Source organism: Streptomyces hokutonensis (assembly GCF_000376565.1).
Lineage (GTDB): Bacteria > Actinomycetota > Actinomycetes > Streptomycetales > Streptomycetaceae > Streptomyces > Streptomyces hokutonensis.
This window is the reverse complement of the sequence record NZ_BARG01000061.1, coordinates 162,689-176,833: the sequence shown is the minus strand read 5'-3', so window position 1 is coordinate 176,833 and position 14,145 is coordinate 162,689. Positions and strand designations below refer to the sequence as shown.

Annotated in this window: 12 protein-coding genes and 1 pseudogene; 7 read left to right on the top strand and 6 right to left on the bottom strand. The window is 70.5% G+C overall.

What is annotated here, in order from left to right; all coding sequences use genetic code 11:
• Window positions 1–7: 7 nt before the first annotated feature.
• From SSP08S_RS56565 to SSP08S_RS62020, 4 genes are all read right to left on the bottom strand, one after another.
• The gene (locus tag SSP08S_RS56565) at window positions 8–961 is read right to left on the bottom strand and encodes an EamA family transporter (RefSeq protein ID WP_078532628.1); all 954 of its coding nucleotides are present in this window, start codon (window positions 959–961) and stop codon (window positions 8–10) included.
• A gap of 131 nt (window positions 962–1,092) precedes the next feature.
• Entirely contained in the window at window positions 1,093–3,162 is a 2,070-nt protein-coding gene (locus SSP08S_RS36315; protein WP_026179137.1) for an ABC transporter ATP-binding protein, read from the bottom strand.
• Window positions 3,163–3,267: 105 nt separating this feature from the next.
• Entirely contained in the window at window positions 3,268–3,399 is a 132-nt protein-coding gene (locus SSP08S_RS64300; protein ID WP_019072556.1) for a hypothetical protein, read from the bottom strand.
• Window positions 3,400–3,611: 212 nt separating this feature from the next.
• A complete protein-coding gene (locus tag SSP08S_RS62020) occupies window positions 3,612–3,773 on the bottom strand; it encodes a hypothetical protein (protein ID WP_019072555.1) in 162 nt (53 codons plus the stop codon).
• A 289-nt stretch (window positions 3,774–4,062) separates the two neighbouring features.
• On the opposite strand from SSP08S_RS62020, the gene SSP08S_RS36300 reads away from it, so the two are divergent.
• Both SSP08S_RS36300 and SSP08S_RS36295 read left to right on the top strand, forming a co-directional pair.
• A complete protein-coding gene (locus tag SSP08S_RS36300; protein ID WP_019072554.1) occupies window positions 4,063–4,734 on the top strand; it encodes a Type 1 glutamine amidotransferase-like domain-containing protein in 672 nt (223 codons plus the stop codon).
• Between the two features lie 197 nt (window positions 4,735–4,931).
• A complete protein-coding gene (locus SSP08S_RS36295; RefSeq protein ID WP_019072553.1) occupies window positions 4,932–5,441 on the top strand; it encodes a GNAT family N-acetyltransferase in 510 nt (169 codons plus the stop codon).
• Window positions 5,442–5,790: 349 nt separating this feature from the next.
• On the opposite strand, the pseudogene SSP08S_RS56560 reads toward SSP08S_RS36295, so the two are convergent.
• Window positions 5,791–6,543 (bottom strand): annotated as a pseudogene (locus tag SSP08S_RS56560) (metallophosphoesterase family protein); the annotation flags it as partial.
• On the bottom strand, window positions 6,543–9,491 hold the full coding sequence (locus SSP08S_RS36285) for an FAD-binding and (Fe-S)-binding domain-containing protein (protein WP_019072551.1): 2,949 nt from the start codon (window positions 9,489–9,491) through the stop codon (window positions 6,543–6,545). The pseudogene SSP08S_RS56560 and the gene SSP08S_RS36285, both read right to left, overlap by 1 nt.
• 198 nt (window positions 9,492–9,689) lie before the next feature.
• Here SSP08S_RS36285 and SSP08S_RS36280 point away from each other — a divergent pair, with 198 nt between their 5' ends.
• The 5 genes from SSP08S_RS36280 to SSP08S_RS36260 are packed head-to-tail and all read left to right on the top strand — an operon-like array spanning window position 9,690 to window position 14,124.
• Window positions 9,690–11,558, top strand: a complete 1,869-nt coding sequence (locus SSP08S_RS36280) for a sensor histidine kinase (RefSeq protein ID WP_019072550.1) — start codon at window positions 9,690–9,692, stop codon at window positions 11,556–11,558.
• A complete protein-coding gene (locus tag SSP08S_RS36275) occupies window positions 11,555–11,962 on the top strand; it encodes a roadblock/LC7 domain-containing protein (RefSeq protein WP_019072549.1) in 408 nt (135 codons plus the stop codon). The genes SSP08S_RS36280 and SSP08S_RS36275 overlap by 4 nt, the downstream gene beginning before the upstream one ends.
• Complete coding sequence (locus tag SSP08S_RS36270) at window positions 11,959–12,303, top strand: DUF742 domain-containing protein (protein WP_019072548.1); 345 nt, start codon at window positions 11,959–11,961, stop codon at window positions 12,301–12,303. Before SSP08S_RS36275 ends, SSP08S_RS36270 begins: the two co-directional genes overlap by 4 nt.
• The gene (locus SSP08S_RS36265) at window positions 12,284–12,922 is read left to right on the top strand and encodes a GTP-binding protein (RefSeq protein WP_245608027.1); all 639 of its coding nucleotides are present in this window, start codon (window positions 12,284–12,286) and stop codon (window positions 12,920–12,922) included. Before SSP08S_RS36270 ends, SSP08S_RS36265 begins: the two co-directional genes overlap by 20 nt.
• Window positions 12,919–14,124 carry a cytochrome P450 gene (locus SSP08S_RS36260; RefSeq protein WP_019072546.1) on the top strand — a complete coding sequence of 402 codons (1,206 nt, stop codon included), beginning with the start codon at window positions 12,919–12,921 and terminating at the stop codon, window positions 14,122–14,124. The genes SSP08S_RS36265 and SSP08S_RS36260 overlap by 4 nt, the downstream gene beginning before the upstream one ends.
• Window positions 14,125–14,145 lie beyond the last annotated feature (21 nt).

The following is a 14,145-nucleotide window of genomic DNA, read 5'->3' as shown; positions in this document are numbered from 1 at the left end:
CGGCGACCTACGCCTGAGGACCAACCCCGGCGCCCTCCCGAGCCGCCTCCCGCTTCACCTTCCCCCGCCCCACCTGAGTCCGCACAGCCCCCATACTCGCCCCGATGACCAGCCCAATAGCCAGGGCCTCAGTGACAGACAGCGCCTGGTGCAGGATCAGGAAGCCCGCCGTCGCGGCGATCGCCGGCTCCAGGCTCATCAGGATGGCGAAGGTGGAAGCAGGCAGCCGTCGCAGGGCCAGAAGTTCGAGCGTGTAGGGAAGAACGGACGAGAGAACCGCGACCGCCGACCCGAGCGCGATGGTCACAGGGTTCAGCAGCCTCGTACCCGACTCCGCAATACCGAGCGGCAGAAACGCCACCGCCGCCACGACCATCGCCAGCGCCAGCCCGTCGGCCTGCGGAAAGCGGCGACCCGTACGCGCGCTGAAGACGATGTACGTCGCCCACATGGCGCCGGCACTCAGCGCGAAGGCCACACCTACAGGGTCCAGGCTGCTGAAGCCGCCCCCGCCGAGCAGGAACACACCCGCGAGGGCGAGTCCCGCCCACACCGCGTTCAGCGCACGCCGGGAAGTCAGAACAGAGAGGGCGAGTGGACCCAGCACCTCCAGGGTCACCGCCGGTCCCAGCGGGATGCGGGCCAGCGACTGGTAGAAGAGACCGTTCATCGCGGCCATCGTGAGCCCGAAGACGACGACCGTGCCCCAGTCGGTGCGCGAGTGACCGCGCAGGCTCGGGCGGCAGACCACGAGCAGCACCACCGCCGCCACCAGGAGGCGGAGGGTCACCACACCCAGCGATCCCGCCCGGGGAATCATCGTCACCGCCAGCGCCCCACCGAACTGCACTGAGATCCCCCCGGCCAGCACGAGACCCACCGGACCGAACCGACGAGGGGCGGCAACCGGGGTCGGGCTCGCCGCCACGGGGGCGGTCGTAGACGTACTGGGGATACTCACGGCGCTTCCAGGGGATCAGCTGGGGATTCGTTCATCACGGTGCACTGCTCAGTCCATGGTAATGGACTGAGACAGGTGTGAGAACCCTTTATGCAACTGTCCTGGAGCCGTTCGGCCGGATGATCAGTGACTCAGATGCCGCTCCAGGGAACCTCGTCGCGGAACAGCGGGCGGCCGTCGGGGAGGGTGGAGGGCAGGGGCCCGAAGAGCGGATCGGAGGCGTACTCGGCCTCGACGTAGGCAGGTTGATACACCGGCTGCACTTGTTGCACTTGCTGCGCCTGATGCATCTGCTGCGGCTGCGGCGCCCAGCTCTCCACGAAGACCGGAGGCGCGGCGTACTGAATCCCCGCCGCCACACCCGCCCCAGCCCCCGCCTCGGCGAACAACGGCAACCGCAGTTCCCCGGTGTCCATCACCGCGTTGTTCTGCGAACGGTGCAGCCGCGAGTACGCCCCACCCCGCGCCATCAGCTCGTCGTGTCGGCCCGTCTCGACGATCCGGCCCCGGTCGACGACGAGGATCCGGTCGGCGTCGGGGGCGAGGTTGAGGTCGTGGGTGATCATGATCGTCGTACGGCCGGCCATCAGTCGTCGTAGTGGCTTCACGACCCGGCGGGCGGCCATGGAGTCCAGCCCGGTGGTCGGTTCGTCGAGGACGAGGACGGGGGCGTCGCGGAGAATCGCGCGGGCGATCGCGAGCCGTTGGAGCTGACCTCCGGACAGGCGGGCCGAGTTGGGGTCGACCTTCGTGTCGTAGCCGTCGGGGAGGCGGAGGATGAACTCGTGGGCGTCGGCCGCGATCGCCGCGTCCATGATCGCCTGTTCGCTCGCGCCGGGCCGGCCGCAGGCGATGTTCGCGCGGACGGTGTCGTGCAGGACGAGGGTCTCCTGCGGGAGCAGGGTGACGTATTCGCGCAGGCGGGCGAGAGGGAGGTCCCGCAGGGGGACGCCGTCGAGGAGGACTTCGCCGGCGTCGGGGTCGTAGAAGCGGAGCAGCATCTTGGAGACCGTGGACTTGCCGGCGCCGCTGGGGCCGGTGACGATCACCAGTTCGCCGGGGTTGACGGTGAAGGAGAGGCCTTCCAGGGCGGGGCGGTCCGCGCCGGGGTAGCTGAAGGAGATGTCGCGGAGTTCGACACTGCCGTCGGGGCGGCCGAACTCCTTGCCGTGGCTGGGGTCGGCGACGGACGGTCGTACGTCGAGGATCTCGATCAGGCGCTCGGCGCCGGCGGTGGCGGCGGTGATGGTGAGGCCGAGTTGGGCCAGGCCGCGGACGGGCGGGTAGAGGTAGCCCAAGAAGGCGGAGAACGCGAGGAGTTGGCCGAGGGTCATGCGGCCGGTGGAGATCTCCCAGGCGCCGATGCCGATGACGGCGAGCACGCACACGGTCTCGATGACGCTGACGAGTTGCTCGTAGGCCTCGTTGAGGCGCGTCGAGCGGACGGAGGCGCGGAACCAGGCGCTCGCCTCCTCGTTCAGGCGTCGGCGTTCCGCGTCGCGGCGGCCGTAGGCCTGGGTGAGGACGATGTTGCCCAGGGACTCCTCGACGACGGAGGTGATCGCGCCGTCGGCGACCCGGCCCGCGCGCGAGACGTCCTTGATGGAGCCGGAGAAGCGGCGGGCGGCCAGCCAGAAGAGGGGGGCGAGGACGAAGGTGGCCGCGGCGAGGTCCCAGCGCAGCCAGAACGCGGCGGCGGCGTAGAAGAGGGCGGAGAAGACGGCCGAGGCGGTGCCCACTACGCCGGAGACCACGAGCGTCTCGATCGCCTCGACGTCGCTCGTGAGGCGGGACAACAGGTCGCCCTGGCGGTGCCGTTGGAAGAAGTGCGGGGGCAACTGCTGTACGTGGTCGAAGACATGCTCGCGCAGTCTCATCACGAAGCGTTCGGTGGCCCAGGCGGCGAGGGAGTTGCCGGCGTAGGCGACGACCGCGCCGACGAGCGCGACGCCCAGCCATTTGACGGCCGGGCTCCAGAACGCGGCGAGCGATCCCTTCGCCAGGGCGCGGTCGGTGAGGTCGCTGAAGAGGAGGATCGACTCGGTCTCGGCGAGTGCGGCGACCACCGTGCACACCCAGACGAGGATCAGCCAGCGTCTGAGGCCCACCGTGAGCGGCCAGAAACGGCGGAAAGCCGTGCGGGCGGGAATGGTAGGAGTTTCGTCGTCCTCATATTCGAGGTCTTCCTCTTCCGCATCCATGTCCACTACGCCCTCCACTTTCCGTCATCAGAATTCTGTGGATTTTCGAATTCAGGAAAGAAAAGAGGGCCGACTGCGTGGGTCGGCCCTCCTCCTACTGCCGGATCAGCTGTCCTGGCCGGGCAGCGGCTTCGGCAGGGGCTTCGGCTCGTGCTTCTTGCGGGGCTTCGGGGGCGGCGGGGGCGGAAGCTGCTGCTTCTTGGGCTTGGGCAGCGGGGCGAGCTTGTTGAGGCCCATTCCGAACTCCTAGGTTGTGCAGAGGATTTTGTGCGTCAAAGTCGAGCGTTTTACCGCCCGGGGAATTCCCGACACCGAGAAACTTACACGCCCCCGACGCCAAGAAGCAGCAAAGTCGGCAAGCGAACGGCAAGCAGGCCCTGTGAATACCTTTGTGAATCCTGAGCGAGGTCCGCGAACCTGAGAGTTCTCTAATAAACCTGAGAGCAGCCTTAACGAACCTGTGCTTCCGCCCTCAGAAAAGCCCCTCGGCGGCGCGCCGTGCAGAGGTCCAGCGCCTTGTGCAGCAGCCGGTTGAGGGGGAAGTCCCACTCCCCCCGGTACTCGACGGCCTCGCCGGGGAGCCGGCCGATGAAGTCGGCGTCACGGAGCATGTCGTCGGCAAGACGGTGTGGGTGTGCTTCAAGATGCCGAGACCCGAAACGGGTGGCCAAGGATCCCTGAACAGGTGTTTTTGAAGCCATTGGCGGTCCGGCTGCGCGTGACGACGTGTGAGCGGGCAGGGCGGCGCACGTGACAGGGTTCTCAATCGATTGCGGAGGCCGTCGATGGCCCGGCATTGTTCCGGGCATCGTCCGCTCTGGTGGGCCCGTGCGCTGAGGAGGCACTCCCGTGGCTGTCGTTCCCGTGCGTCGTCTGGCTCTTCTCGGAGGCGGCTTCTCCATGGACGACGATGGCCTGTTGGACGACTGGGTGCTCGGTCACACACGTGCTTCTCGGCCCAAGGTGTGCTTTGTGCCCACGGCCAGCGGTGATGCCCCCGCCTACCTGGACCGATTTTTCTCCGCGTTCCAGTCACGCGCCTGTGAGCCCAGTGTCTTGCCGTTGTTCCGGAGGGAACTCGATGACGCCGCGTTGCGCACGTTTCTGCTCTCTCAAGACGTCGTGTATGTCGGGGGCGGCAACACCGCGAACCTGCTGGCAGTCTGGCGTGCCCATGGCGTGGACCGGTTGATGCGCGAGGCCTACGACCGCGGCACGTTGCTGTGCGGTATCAGCGCCGGCGCCAACTGCTGGGCCGAAGGCTCGCATACCGACTCCTTCGGGCCGCTGACGTTTCTGCAGGACGGGCTGGGCCTGCTGTCCGGCTCGGTATGCCCGCACTACGACAGCGAACCGGGCCGCCGCTCCTCCTACCAGGCGGCTGTAGCCACCGGCGCGCTCCCCGCCGGGTGGGCGCTGGAGGACGGTGTCGGCGTCCTCTTCACGGACGGCCTCCTGACGGAAACGGTGACCCGCACGCCGCAGGCTCACCTGTATCGGGTCGAACCGGACGGGGAGAAGGGAGCCAGGGAGCGAGCTCTGCCCTGCTTCCTGCTCCCTGAAGCACCGTGACCGTGACCCTTCTCGTTGCCTTGCAGCTGGCTGTCGGGATGCAGGAGAGCAGGAACCCGGAGTCTGTACGTGGTGTGCAACTCGGTGTCACTCGCCGCGAATCCTTCGGGCCCCAAAACCGTGTGCGAGCGACTGGGACGAGTCCTTACCCTCCGGTCATGGATCTTCGCGAAGAACTTCCGAGCGACAGAGCGTCTGTGCGGGACATCCACCTGCGGGCGTTCGGTGACCACGGCCTTGTCGTGGCCGACCTGGTCGATACCCTGCGGGGCACGATCACGCCCGCGGACGGTCTCTCACTGGTCGCTGAGCTCGACAGGCAGATCGTCGGGCACATCATGTTCACCCGCAGTCTGCTCGATGCCCCTCGGCAACTGGTCGAGGTGCAAGTGCTCAGCCCGTTGGCCGTCATGCCCGACCATCACAAGCACGGTATCGGCTCGGCCCTGGTCCGACACGGGCTGAAGATCCTCGCTGAACGGGCGGTCCCTCTGGTCTTCCTGGAGGGCGATCCGCGCTACTACTCCCGCTTCGGCTTCGCGTCCGGGGGCGACCAGGGCTTCCGAAAGCCATCCCTGCGCATTCCGGATGCTGCCTTCCAGGCCCTCAGACTTCCGGAGTACGAGCCATGGATGACCGGGACACTGGTCTACGCGGAACCGTTCTGGCGGCACGACGCAGTCGGCCTCCGCGACCCCAGCGCATAGCGTCGTGAACTGGACGAACGTTGCCTGATGCGGCACCAGGGATCGTCAATGGCCAGGGTTAGGCGGTTGGAGGTCAAGCCCGGTCTCGGCCATGAGGCCCTCCCAGTGCGTGGGGGATGCCCCTGATCCAGGCGGCCCGGCCCGGCTCTTCCGCGGCGATGCGCTCCAGCACCTCGTTGAACCGTCGGCGCTCACCCGAATCCATCCTGCCGAGCTCATGGGCGATCTCTTCCAGGGTGCTCAACGCCGAATGCGAGTCGTGCCCCACCTCTACGAGATCGTCCAAGGTCGCCATCGCCGCCAGCAGGGCCCTGACCACTTCGTCTCCCTCAACCACAGCCTCACCCCGCCGCCCGTCCCGGGGGCCGAACGTCTCCAGCGCCTCCGTGTCCGACGCCCGGGCGTTGAGGAAGTAGTCCGCCCAGTCGGCGATCTCCGGGTAGGCGGACTCGTGGACGAGGCGGGTCATCGCGGTCGGGATGTCGTACGGCGTGACGCGGAGGTCCGTGCCGGGGCCGAGGAGGCACCAGTGGGCGCCGGTGCGGCCGTAGGGCATGCCCACGCTGCCGGGGTTGATGATCAGGCGGCCGTGGGCGAGGCGGACGTACGGCATGTGGGTGTGGCCGCAGACCACTGTGCGGATGTCTTCGGCGAGGTCGGCCAGGACCTCCGCCCAGCGGGACGGGCGGGAGTCGACCAGGACGACTTCCTCGTCGTCCCGGGGAGTTGCGTGGCAGAAGAGGACCTTGCCGAGGCCTCGGACCGACAGGGTCAGGGTTTTGGGGAGGGTCACGAGGAAGTCGATCTGGTCTGCGCGGAGGGCCGTTGCCGCGTAGGGGGCGATCGGGTCGGGGATCTCGGTGCGTTCGCCTCTGCGGTACTCGACCAGTTCGCGGTCCGCGTTGCCCGAGATCCACAGGACACGGTCGCCCTGTGCGCGCAACAGGTCTACTACTTCCGCCGGTTGGGGGCCGGCCGTGATGTCGCCGGTGAGGACGACGCGGTCGGCGGCGGCCACCTCCGGTTCGGCGAGGACCGCCTCCAGGGCGGGGAGCACGCCGTGGATGTCGGAGAGGACCGCGACCCGGTCGAGTTCGTCCATCAAAGTGCTTCTGCCTCCAGTGCTTCCGCCAGGACCTCGGCCAAGTGTCTGCCCCGTACTCCGGCCAACTGCTCCAGCTGCGTACGGCACGAGAAGCCGTCCGCCAGGACCACCGTGCCGTCCTGTGCCTCCCGTACGGCAGGGAGCAGTTGTTCCTCCGCGCACTTCACCGACACCTCGTAGTGCCCCTTCTCGAAGCCGAAGTTGCCGGCCAACCCGCAGCAGCCGCCGGACAGTTCACCGACCAATCCGGCGGCGGAGCGCAGCCTGCGGTCCGCGGTGTCGCCGAGTACCGCGTGCTGGTGGCAGTGGGTCTGGCCGACCGCCGGGCGGTCGACGCGCGGCGGGGTCCAGCCGGGAGCGGCGAGGCGGTCCAGTGCCTCGGCGAAGGTGAGGACCCTCGCGGCGAGGCGGGCCGCACGGGGGTCGTCGGGCAGCAACTCGGGGAGGTCCGCGCGGAGGGCCGCCGCACAGCTCGGCTCCAGGACGACGTAGTGGACCGGGAACTCGTCCGGTTCGGCAAGATCCACGCTCAGGATCACGTCCAGCATGTCCAACGTGTCGCGCAACACCGCCCGGGCGCGGTCGAGTTGGCCGGTCGAGACGTACGTCAGGCCGCAGCAGACGCGGGCCCGGCGGGCCTTCCAGGGGCTGAAGGTGTACGACGTTCCCCGGCCGTCCTCGTCCGGCAGTTCCGTCACGCCCATGGTCTTCGTCGGCATGGGCATCACGAAGAGCCCGGCCGCCTCCAGCACCCGCACGGCCGCCTCCCCCACCGAAGGTGAGAGGTGCTCGGTGAAGGTGTCCGGCCAGATCATGACGGTGCCGCCGCGCGGGCGCTCAAGTTCCCGCCCCGCACGGAAGTCGGCGCGCATCCCCCGCACCTTCGCCCTGAACCGCCGCTTCGACCACCGCGTGAACGTCACCCCGGCCACCCGCGGAATCCTCCGCTCGGGCGCGATCCCGCCCAGCCGTTTGGCCACCCACGCCAACGGCCCCACCGAAGCAAGGGAGTTGACCAGCCACGCGGTCCGGGTACGGGCCACCAGCCGCAGCCAGCGCGGCAGCCACCCCATCGTGTAGTGGGACGCGGGCCGCCGTCTCCCCTCGTAGTGGTGGTGCAGGAACTCCGCCTTGTAGGTGGCCATGTCGACCCCGACCGGGCAGTCCGTGCGGCAGCCCTTGCAGGACAGGCAGAGGTCCAGCGCGTCCCGGACCTCCGTGGACCGCCAGCCGTCGGTGACCAGTTCGCCCGCGAGCATCTCGTGCAGCAGCCGGGCCCGCCCGCGCGTGGAGTGCGCCTCCTCGCCGGTCGCGCGGAACGACGGGCACATCACGGAGGGGCCGGACGCCTCTGTCGTACGGCACTTGGCGACCCCGACGCAGCGCCTCACCGCCGCCGTGAAGTCGCCGCCGTCGGACGGGTAGCCGAAGACGACGTCGACCGGTTCGCGGGGCAGGACGGAGAAGCGGAGGTTGGTGTCGAGGGGGGCGGGCCGCACCAGCATCCCGGGGTTGAGGAGGTCGTCCGGGTCCCAGACCGCCTTCGCGCGCTCGAAGAGGGTCACCATCTCGTCGCCGTACATCTTCGGCAGCAGCTCCGCGCGGGCCTGGCCGTCGCCGTGTTCGCCGGAGAGGGAGCCGCCGTGGGCGACGACCAGGTCGGCCAGGTCCTCGGAGAAGCGGCGGAAGCGGGCGATGCCCGGCTCCGTCAGCAGGTCGAAGTCGATGCGGACGTGGATGCAGCCGTCCCCGAAGTGGCCGTAGGGCGTGCCGCGCAGGTCGTACGTCCCGAGGAGCGCCCTGAAGTCCCGCAGATACGCGCCCAGTTGGGCCGGCGGTACCGCGCAGTCCTCCCAGCCGGGCCACGCCTCGGAGCCGTCGGGCATCCTCGTCGCCGTACCGCTCGCGTCCTCGCGGATGCGCCACAGCGCGCGTTGGGCCGCCGGGTCCGTCACCACCAGGGAGTCGAGGACGTCGGCCGCGCGGACGATCGTCCCGGCGCGCGCGTGTGCCTCCGCCGCCGTGTCGCCGCCGGTCTCCACGAACAGCCAGGCGCCGCCCCGGGGGAGGTCGGCCGTGGAGCGGACCAGGTCGGCGGCCATCCCCTCGACCGTGAGCGGGCCGTGGGCCAGCAGGCCCGCCGCCGCTTCCGCCGCCGCGCTCTCGTCGGCGTACGCCAGCACGGCGAGGGCACGCGCGCGGGGTGCCTCGACGAGTCGTACGACCGCTTCCGTGAGGATGCCCAGCGTGCCCTCGCTGCCGCAGAAGGAGCGGGCGACGTCGGCGCCCTTCTCGGGGAGGAGGGCGTCCAGGGCATAGCCCGAGATACGGCGCGGGAGGTCGGGGAAGCCGGTGCGCAGGCGGGCCAACTCGCCCTCCACGAGGGGGCGTAGACCCGAAGGGGCGCCCGCCCAGTCGCGGCCCGGGCGCAGGGAGTCGCCGCGTGCGGTGAGCACCGACAGCTCGCTCACGTTGTCCGCCGTGGTGCCCCAGGCGACCGAGTGGGAGCCGCAGGAGTTGTTGCCGATCATGCCGCCGAGGGTGCAGCGGCTGTGGGTCGAGGGGTCGGGGCCGAAGCGCAACCCGTGGGGGGCGGCGGCCTGTTGGAGGCGGTCGAGGACCAGGCCGGGCTGGACGACGGCGGTGCGGGAGGCGGGGTCCAGGGACAGCAGGCCGTTCATGTGGCGGGTGAAGTCGAGGACGACGCCGGTGCCGGTCGCCTGGCCGGCGATGGAGGTGCCGCCGCCGCGGGCCACGACCGGCACTCCGTGTGCCCGGCAGGCGGCGAGGGTCGCCGCCACGTCGTCGGCGTCACGGGGTGCGACGACACCCAGGGGGACGCGTCGGTAGTTGGACGCGTCCATGGTCGTCAGCGCCCGGGACGTGACGTCGAAGCCGACCTCGCCCCGGACGGTCCTCGTCAGCTCCGCCTCAAGATCCGCCATGACCCCAGCATGAAGGGATTCTGTAAACGCATCCAGAACCTCCCCAGTTCGATCACTAACTCTCATATAGTGACCGACAGTTGAGCACCCGGTGTCGCTTCTCGCCCAGGAACCCGACGAGCACCCCCCGAGGACACGACCGAGGACGACAGAGGACCCCGACCAAAGACGCCCGAGGACCGACCGAGGACCCCCTTCATGACCGCGCCCATGCTTCCCGGCGAACGACCCACCTTCCGCACCCTCGCCCCCGCCCCGCTGCTCACCGCCGTCCTGGCCGGACTCGCGGTCGCCGGCGCGGTCTCCGTGGCCCCCCGCTCGCAGCGCCTCGCGGTCGCCTGCGCGGCCGGCGCCGGCGCGCTGCTGCTGTGCGCGGCCGTCGCCGCGGCGGCGCACGCCTACCAGACCGCCCGTGTCACCCGCCGCCGGCTGGAGGCCGTCACCCTGGACGCGGGCCGGCTGCTTCAGGAACGGGCGCGGCTGAGCACGGAGTTGGACCGCGAGCGCGTTCAGCTGACCGAGGAGCTGACCCACGAGCGGGCCCGGCTGACCGCCGAACTCACGCAGGAACGCGCCCGGTTGACCTCCGAGTTCTCCCAGGAGCGGCTGCGGCTCACCACGTCCTTCGCGGAGGAGCGCAGCCGCCTCACGGAGGAATCCACCCTGGAGCGGGCCCGGCTGACCGCCGAGAACAAGCAGTTGGCCGAACGCGCCCGCCGGGACTCCCACGAGCGGGCCGCCGCGCTCTCCGCGACCGCCAACGCGGCGGGCCGTATGCAGGCGCTGGCCACCGGCATGCTCGCCGACCTGCGCGCGATGGAGGAGCGGCACTCCGACGAGGACGTCCTCGCCGACCTGCTGCACCTGGACCACCGCACCGCGCAGGCGGGCCGCCTCGCCGACTCCGTCGCCGTCCTCACCGGCGCCCGCTCCGGCCGCCGTTGGGCCCGCCCGATCGCCATGGAGTCGATCCTGCGCGGCGCGATGGGCCGGATCAGCGGCTACCAGCGGGTGCGGACGCACTCCACGAGCGACGCCGCCGTCGCCGGGCACGCGGCCGAGGGCGTGATGCACGCGCTCGCCGAACTCCTCGACAACGCGGCGAACTTCTCGCCGCCGACCGCCGAGGTGCATGTGTACGTCGAGGAGGTGCCGGCCGGGGTCATCGTGTCCGTCGAGGACAGCGGTCTGGTCATGGGCGACATCCAACTCCGGCGCGCCGAACGGGCCGTGAGCGGTGACTCCGCCGAGCTGGGCGGCCTCACCGGCACCCGGCTGGGCCTCGCGGTCGTCGGGCGGCTGGCCCGCAAGTACGGCCTGAAAGTGTCGTACCGGCCCTCCGCGCGCGGCGGCACGGGTGTGCTGATGCTCGTACCGCAGGACATCCTGGTGCCGCAGGACGCCCCGGCGGCTCCGCAGGAGGTCGTCGCGCTGCCCGAGCCGCCGGCCGCGCCGCTGCACAAGAACCCGGAGCCGGAGACCGCGCCCGAACCGCTCGTCCCCGGAGAGCTGCGGGTGTCGTACGCCTCCGCGCGCGCCGGCTCCGACCTGGACCCGGACCCGGTCCCCACGCACGAGTCACCGGACCGCGACGCCCCGTCCGACGTGTTGTCCGACGCCCTGTCCGAAGTTCTGGCCGAGTCACGGCCGGAAGCCCCGGGCGACCTCTCGGAAGGCCTGCCCAAGCGGCGCCGGGGGCAGGCGCTGGCGGCGGCCGAGCGTTCCCGCGCGCGTGCGGAGGCCGCGGCCGCCGTGTCGCGCCCCGCGCCCACCGCCGACGACACCCTGGCCCGCGCCGCCCGCTTCAACAGCTTCCGCCAGGCCGTACGCGGCGCGATGACCGAACAGCTGCCGCCCGTACCGGAGTCCGGCCCGAGGACGGCCGAACAGCCCATGCCTGTACGGGAGTCCGGCGCGACGACGGCCGGAAAACTGCCGCCGCCCGTGTGGGAGTCCGGCACGAAGACATCCGAACAGCCCGCGCCCGTACCGGAGTCGGAGCCCGAGCGCCCCGAACACGCCACGTCCCTCACCCACCCGCACCCGGAAGGCAACCCCACCTCATGACCGGCACGACCACCGCCGACGAGAAGCTGACCTGGCTCATCGAGGGCCTCCTGGAGCGCACCCCGGGCGCGCGCCACGCGCTGGTGCTGTCCCGGGACGGCCTGAAGCTGTGCCGGACGCCCGAGCTCTCCGTCGACCAGGCCGACCAGCTCGCCGCGATCGCCGCCGGGATCCAGTCGCTGTCGCACGGCGCGTCGGTGGAGTTCGGGGACGGCAGCGGGGGTGTGCGCTCCGCGATGACGGAGTTCTACGGCGGGGTGCTGTTCATCGTCGAGGCGGGCGACGGCGCGCACCTGGCGCTGGTCACCACGGAGGACGCGGACGCGGGTCTGATCGGGCACAACATGAGCGAGCTGGTCGAGCAGCTCGGCGAGCACCTGCGCGCGGAACCCCGTACGTCATGAGCCGCCCCGGCAGGGACGACTCGCCCGACCGCCTCTACACGCTCACCGGGGGCCGCGCCCGTTCCGCACCGGACAACCCGTTCGACCTGGTGACCCTCGTGGTCGCCGAGTGCGATCCGGCGACCGGTATGCAGTCGGAGCACGCGGCGATCCTGCGGCTCACCGAACACCCCACCGCGGTGGTGGAGTTGGCGGCCGAGCTGAAGCTCCCGGTGAGCATCACCAAGATCCTCCTCTCCGACCTTCTCGCGGCCGGCCGGGTCAGTGCCCGGCATCCGCGGGCGGTCGTGTCCGATCCCGACGTCCTGGAACAGGTGCTCGTTGGACTCCGCAACCTCTGACGCGCGCACCCCCTTGGGTGCCGCCGCCGACAACGGCCTGAAGATCGTGGTCGTCGGCGGCTTCGGCGTCGGCAAGACCACACTGGTCCGTTCGGTCAGCGAGATACGTCCCCTCAACACCGAGGAGACGATGACGAAGGCCGGCGAGGCCGTCGACGACATCAGCGAGGTGCGCGGCAAGTCCGCGACGACCGTCGCCTTCGACTTCGGCCGCATCACGCTCGACGCCCGCAATGTGCTGTACCTGTTCGGCGCCCCCGGCCAGGAACGCTTCTGGTTCCTCTGGGACCGGCTGTTCTCCGGGACGCTCGGCGCGGTCGTCCTCGTCGACACCCGCCGCATCGGCGACTCCTGGTACGCCATCGACCGCCTCGAACACCACGGCACCCCCTTCGTCGTGGCCTGCAACGACTTCGGCGGCCCCGCCTACACCCCGCGGCAGATCCGCGAGGCCCTCGACCTCGACCCGCACGTCCCCCTCCTGGACTGCGACGCCCGCTCCCGCGCGTCCGCGAAGCAGGTCCTGATCTCCCTGGTCGAGCACGTCAAGGGCTCCTACGGCACCCAGGGCCCCGCCCGCCTCCAAGTCCCCGTACCCCACCAGGAGTTGGCCCTGTGACCGCGCCCGTACCGCTGAGTGGACCCAGGTTCCAGACCGAACCGGCGCGGCTGTACCGGGAGATGCGGCGCGAGCACGGCTCCGTGACGCCCGTGGTGCTGGACGGCGACATCCCGGCCTGGCTGGTGCTCGGCTACCGCGAACTGCACCAGGTCACCGGCGATCCGGTGCTGTTCAGCCGTGACTCGGACCTGTGGAGCCAGTGGGACCACATCCCCGACGACTGGCCGCTGCTGCCGATGATCGGCCGCAAGCAGCCGTCGATCCTCTACACGGTCGGCGAACGGCACCGCGAGCGCGTCGGCATGATCAGCGACGCGCTGGAGGCCGTGGACCCGTCCGAACTGCGGTCGTACGCCGAGAAGTTCGCGGACGAGCTGATCGACGGGATCTGCGCCAAGGGCGAGACGGACATCGTCGGCGACTACGCGATGCTGCTGCCGGTGCGGGTCCTGGCCCGGCTCTACGGCTTCCGGGACGAGCAGGGCCCGGGTCTTGTCACCGCGCTCAACGACATGATCGACGGCCGGGATCGCGCGATCGCCGGGCAGACCCATCTGGCCACGTCCATGGGGCGGTTGCTGGCCGACCGGAAGGACGAGCCGGCGGACGACGTCGTGTCGCGGATGCTGGCGCACGAGTCCGGCTTCGACGACGTGGAGATCGCCCAGGACCTGATGGTGATGATGGCGGCCGGTCACCAGCCGACCGCCGACTGGATCGGCAACTCGCTGCGGCTGATGCTGACCGACGACCGGTTCGCGGCCTCCCTCTTCGGTGGCCGCAACAGTGTCGCCGAGGCGATGAACGAGGTCCTGTGGGAGGACACCCCGACGCAGAACGTGGCCGGGCGCTGGGCCTCGCGCGACACCCAGCTCGGTGGGCGCCGCATCCGCAGCGGCGATCTGCTGCTGCTCGGCCTCCAGGGCGCCAACTCCGACCCGCAGGTCCGCACCGACGGCTCCGCGCTGACCGGCGGCAACAACGCGCACTTCTCCTTCGGGCACGGGGAGCACCGGTGTCCGTTCCCGGCGCAGGAGGTCGCCGAGGTCATCGCGCGGACGGGCATCGAGGTCGTACTGGACCGGCTGCCCGACATCGACCTGGCGGTGCCCGCCGAGTCCCTGACGCGCCGGCCCTCGCCGTGGCTGCGGGGACTGACCGCGCTGCCGGTGCGGTTCACGCCCGTACCCGCGCTCTGAGTTCCGAGTTCCCTTTGCCCG

What these genes read in the sequence shown, in the direction of transcription:
- SSP08S_RS36270 (WP_019072548.1), top strand. Translation starts at nt 11,959, where the DNA reads ATGAGCCGCCCCGGCAGGGACGACTCGCCCGACCGCCTCTACACGCTC.
- SSP08S_RS62020 (WP_019072555.1), bottom strand. Translation starts at nt 3,773, where the DNA reads ATGCTCCGTGACGCCGACTTCATCGGCCGGCTCCCCGGCGAGGCCGTC.
- SSP08S_RS36275 (WP_019072549.1), top strand. Translation starts at nt 11,555, where the DNA reads ATGACCGGCACGACCACCGCCGACGAGAAGCTGACCTGGCTCATCGAG.
- SSP08S_RS36285 (WP_019072551.1), bottom strand. Translation starts at nt 9,491, where the DNA reads ATGGCGGATCTTGAGGCGGAGCTGACGAGGACCGTCCGGGGCGAGGTC.
- SSP08S_RS36280 (WP_019072550.1), top strand. Translation starts at nt 9,690, where the DNA reads ATGACCGCGCCCATGCTTCCCGGCGAACGACCCACCTTCCGCACCCTC.
- SSP08S_RS36315 (WP_026179137.1), bottom strand. Translation starts at nt 3,162, where the DNA reads ATGGATGCGGAAGAGGAAGACCTCGAATATGAGGACGACGAAACTCCT.
- SSP08S_RS36300 (WP_019072554.1), top strand. Translation starts at nt 4,063, where the DNA reads ATGGACGACGATGGCCTGTTGGACGACTGGGTGCTCGGTCACACACGT.
- SSP08S_RS64300 (WP_019072556.1), bottom strand. Translation starts at nt 3,399, where the DNA reads ATGGGCCTCAACAAGCTCGCCCCGCTGCCCAAGCCCAAGAAGCAGCAG.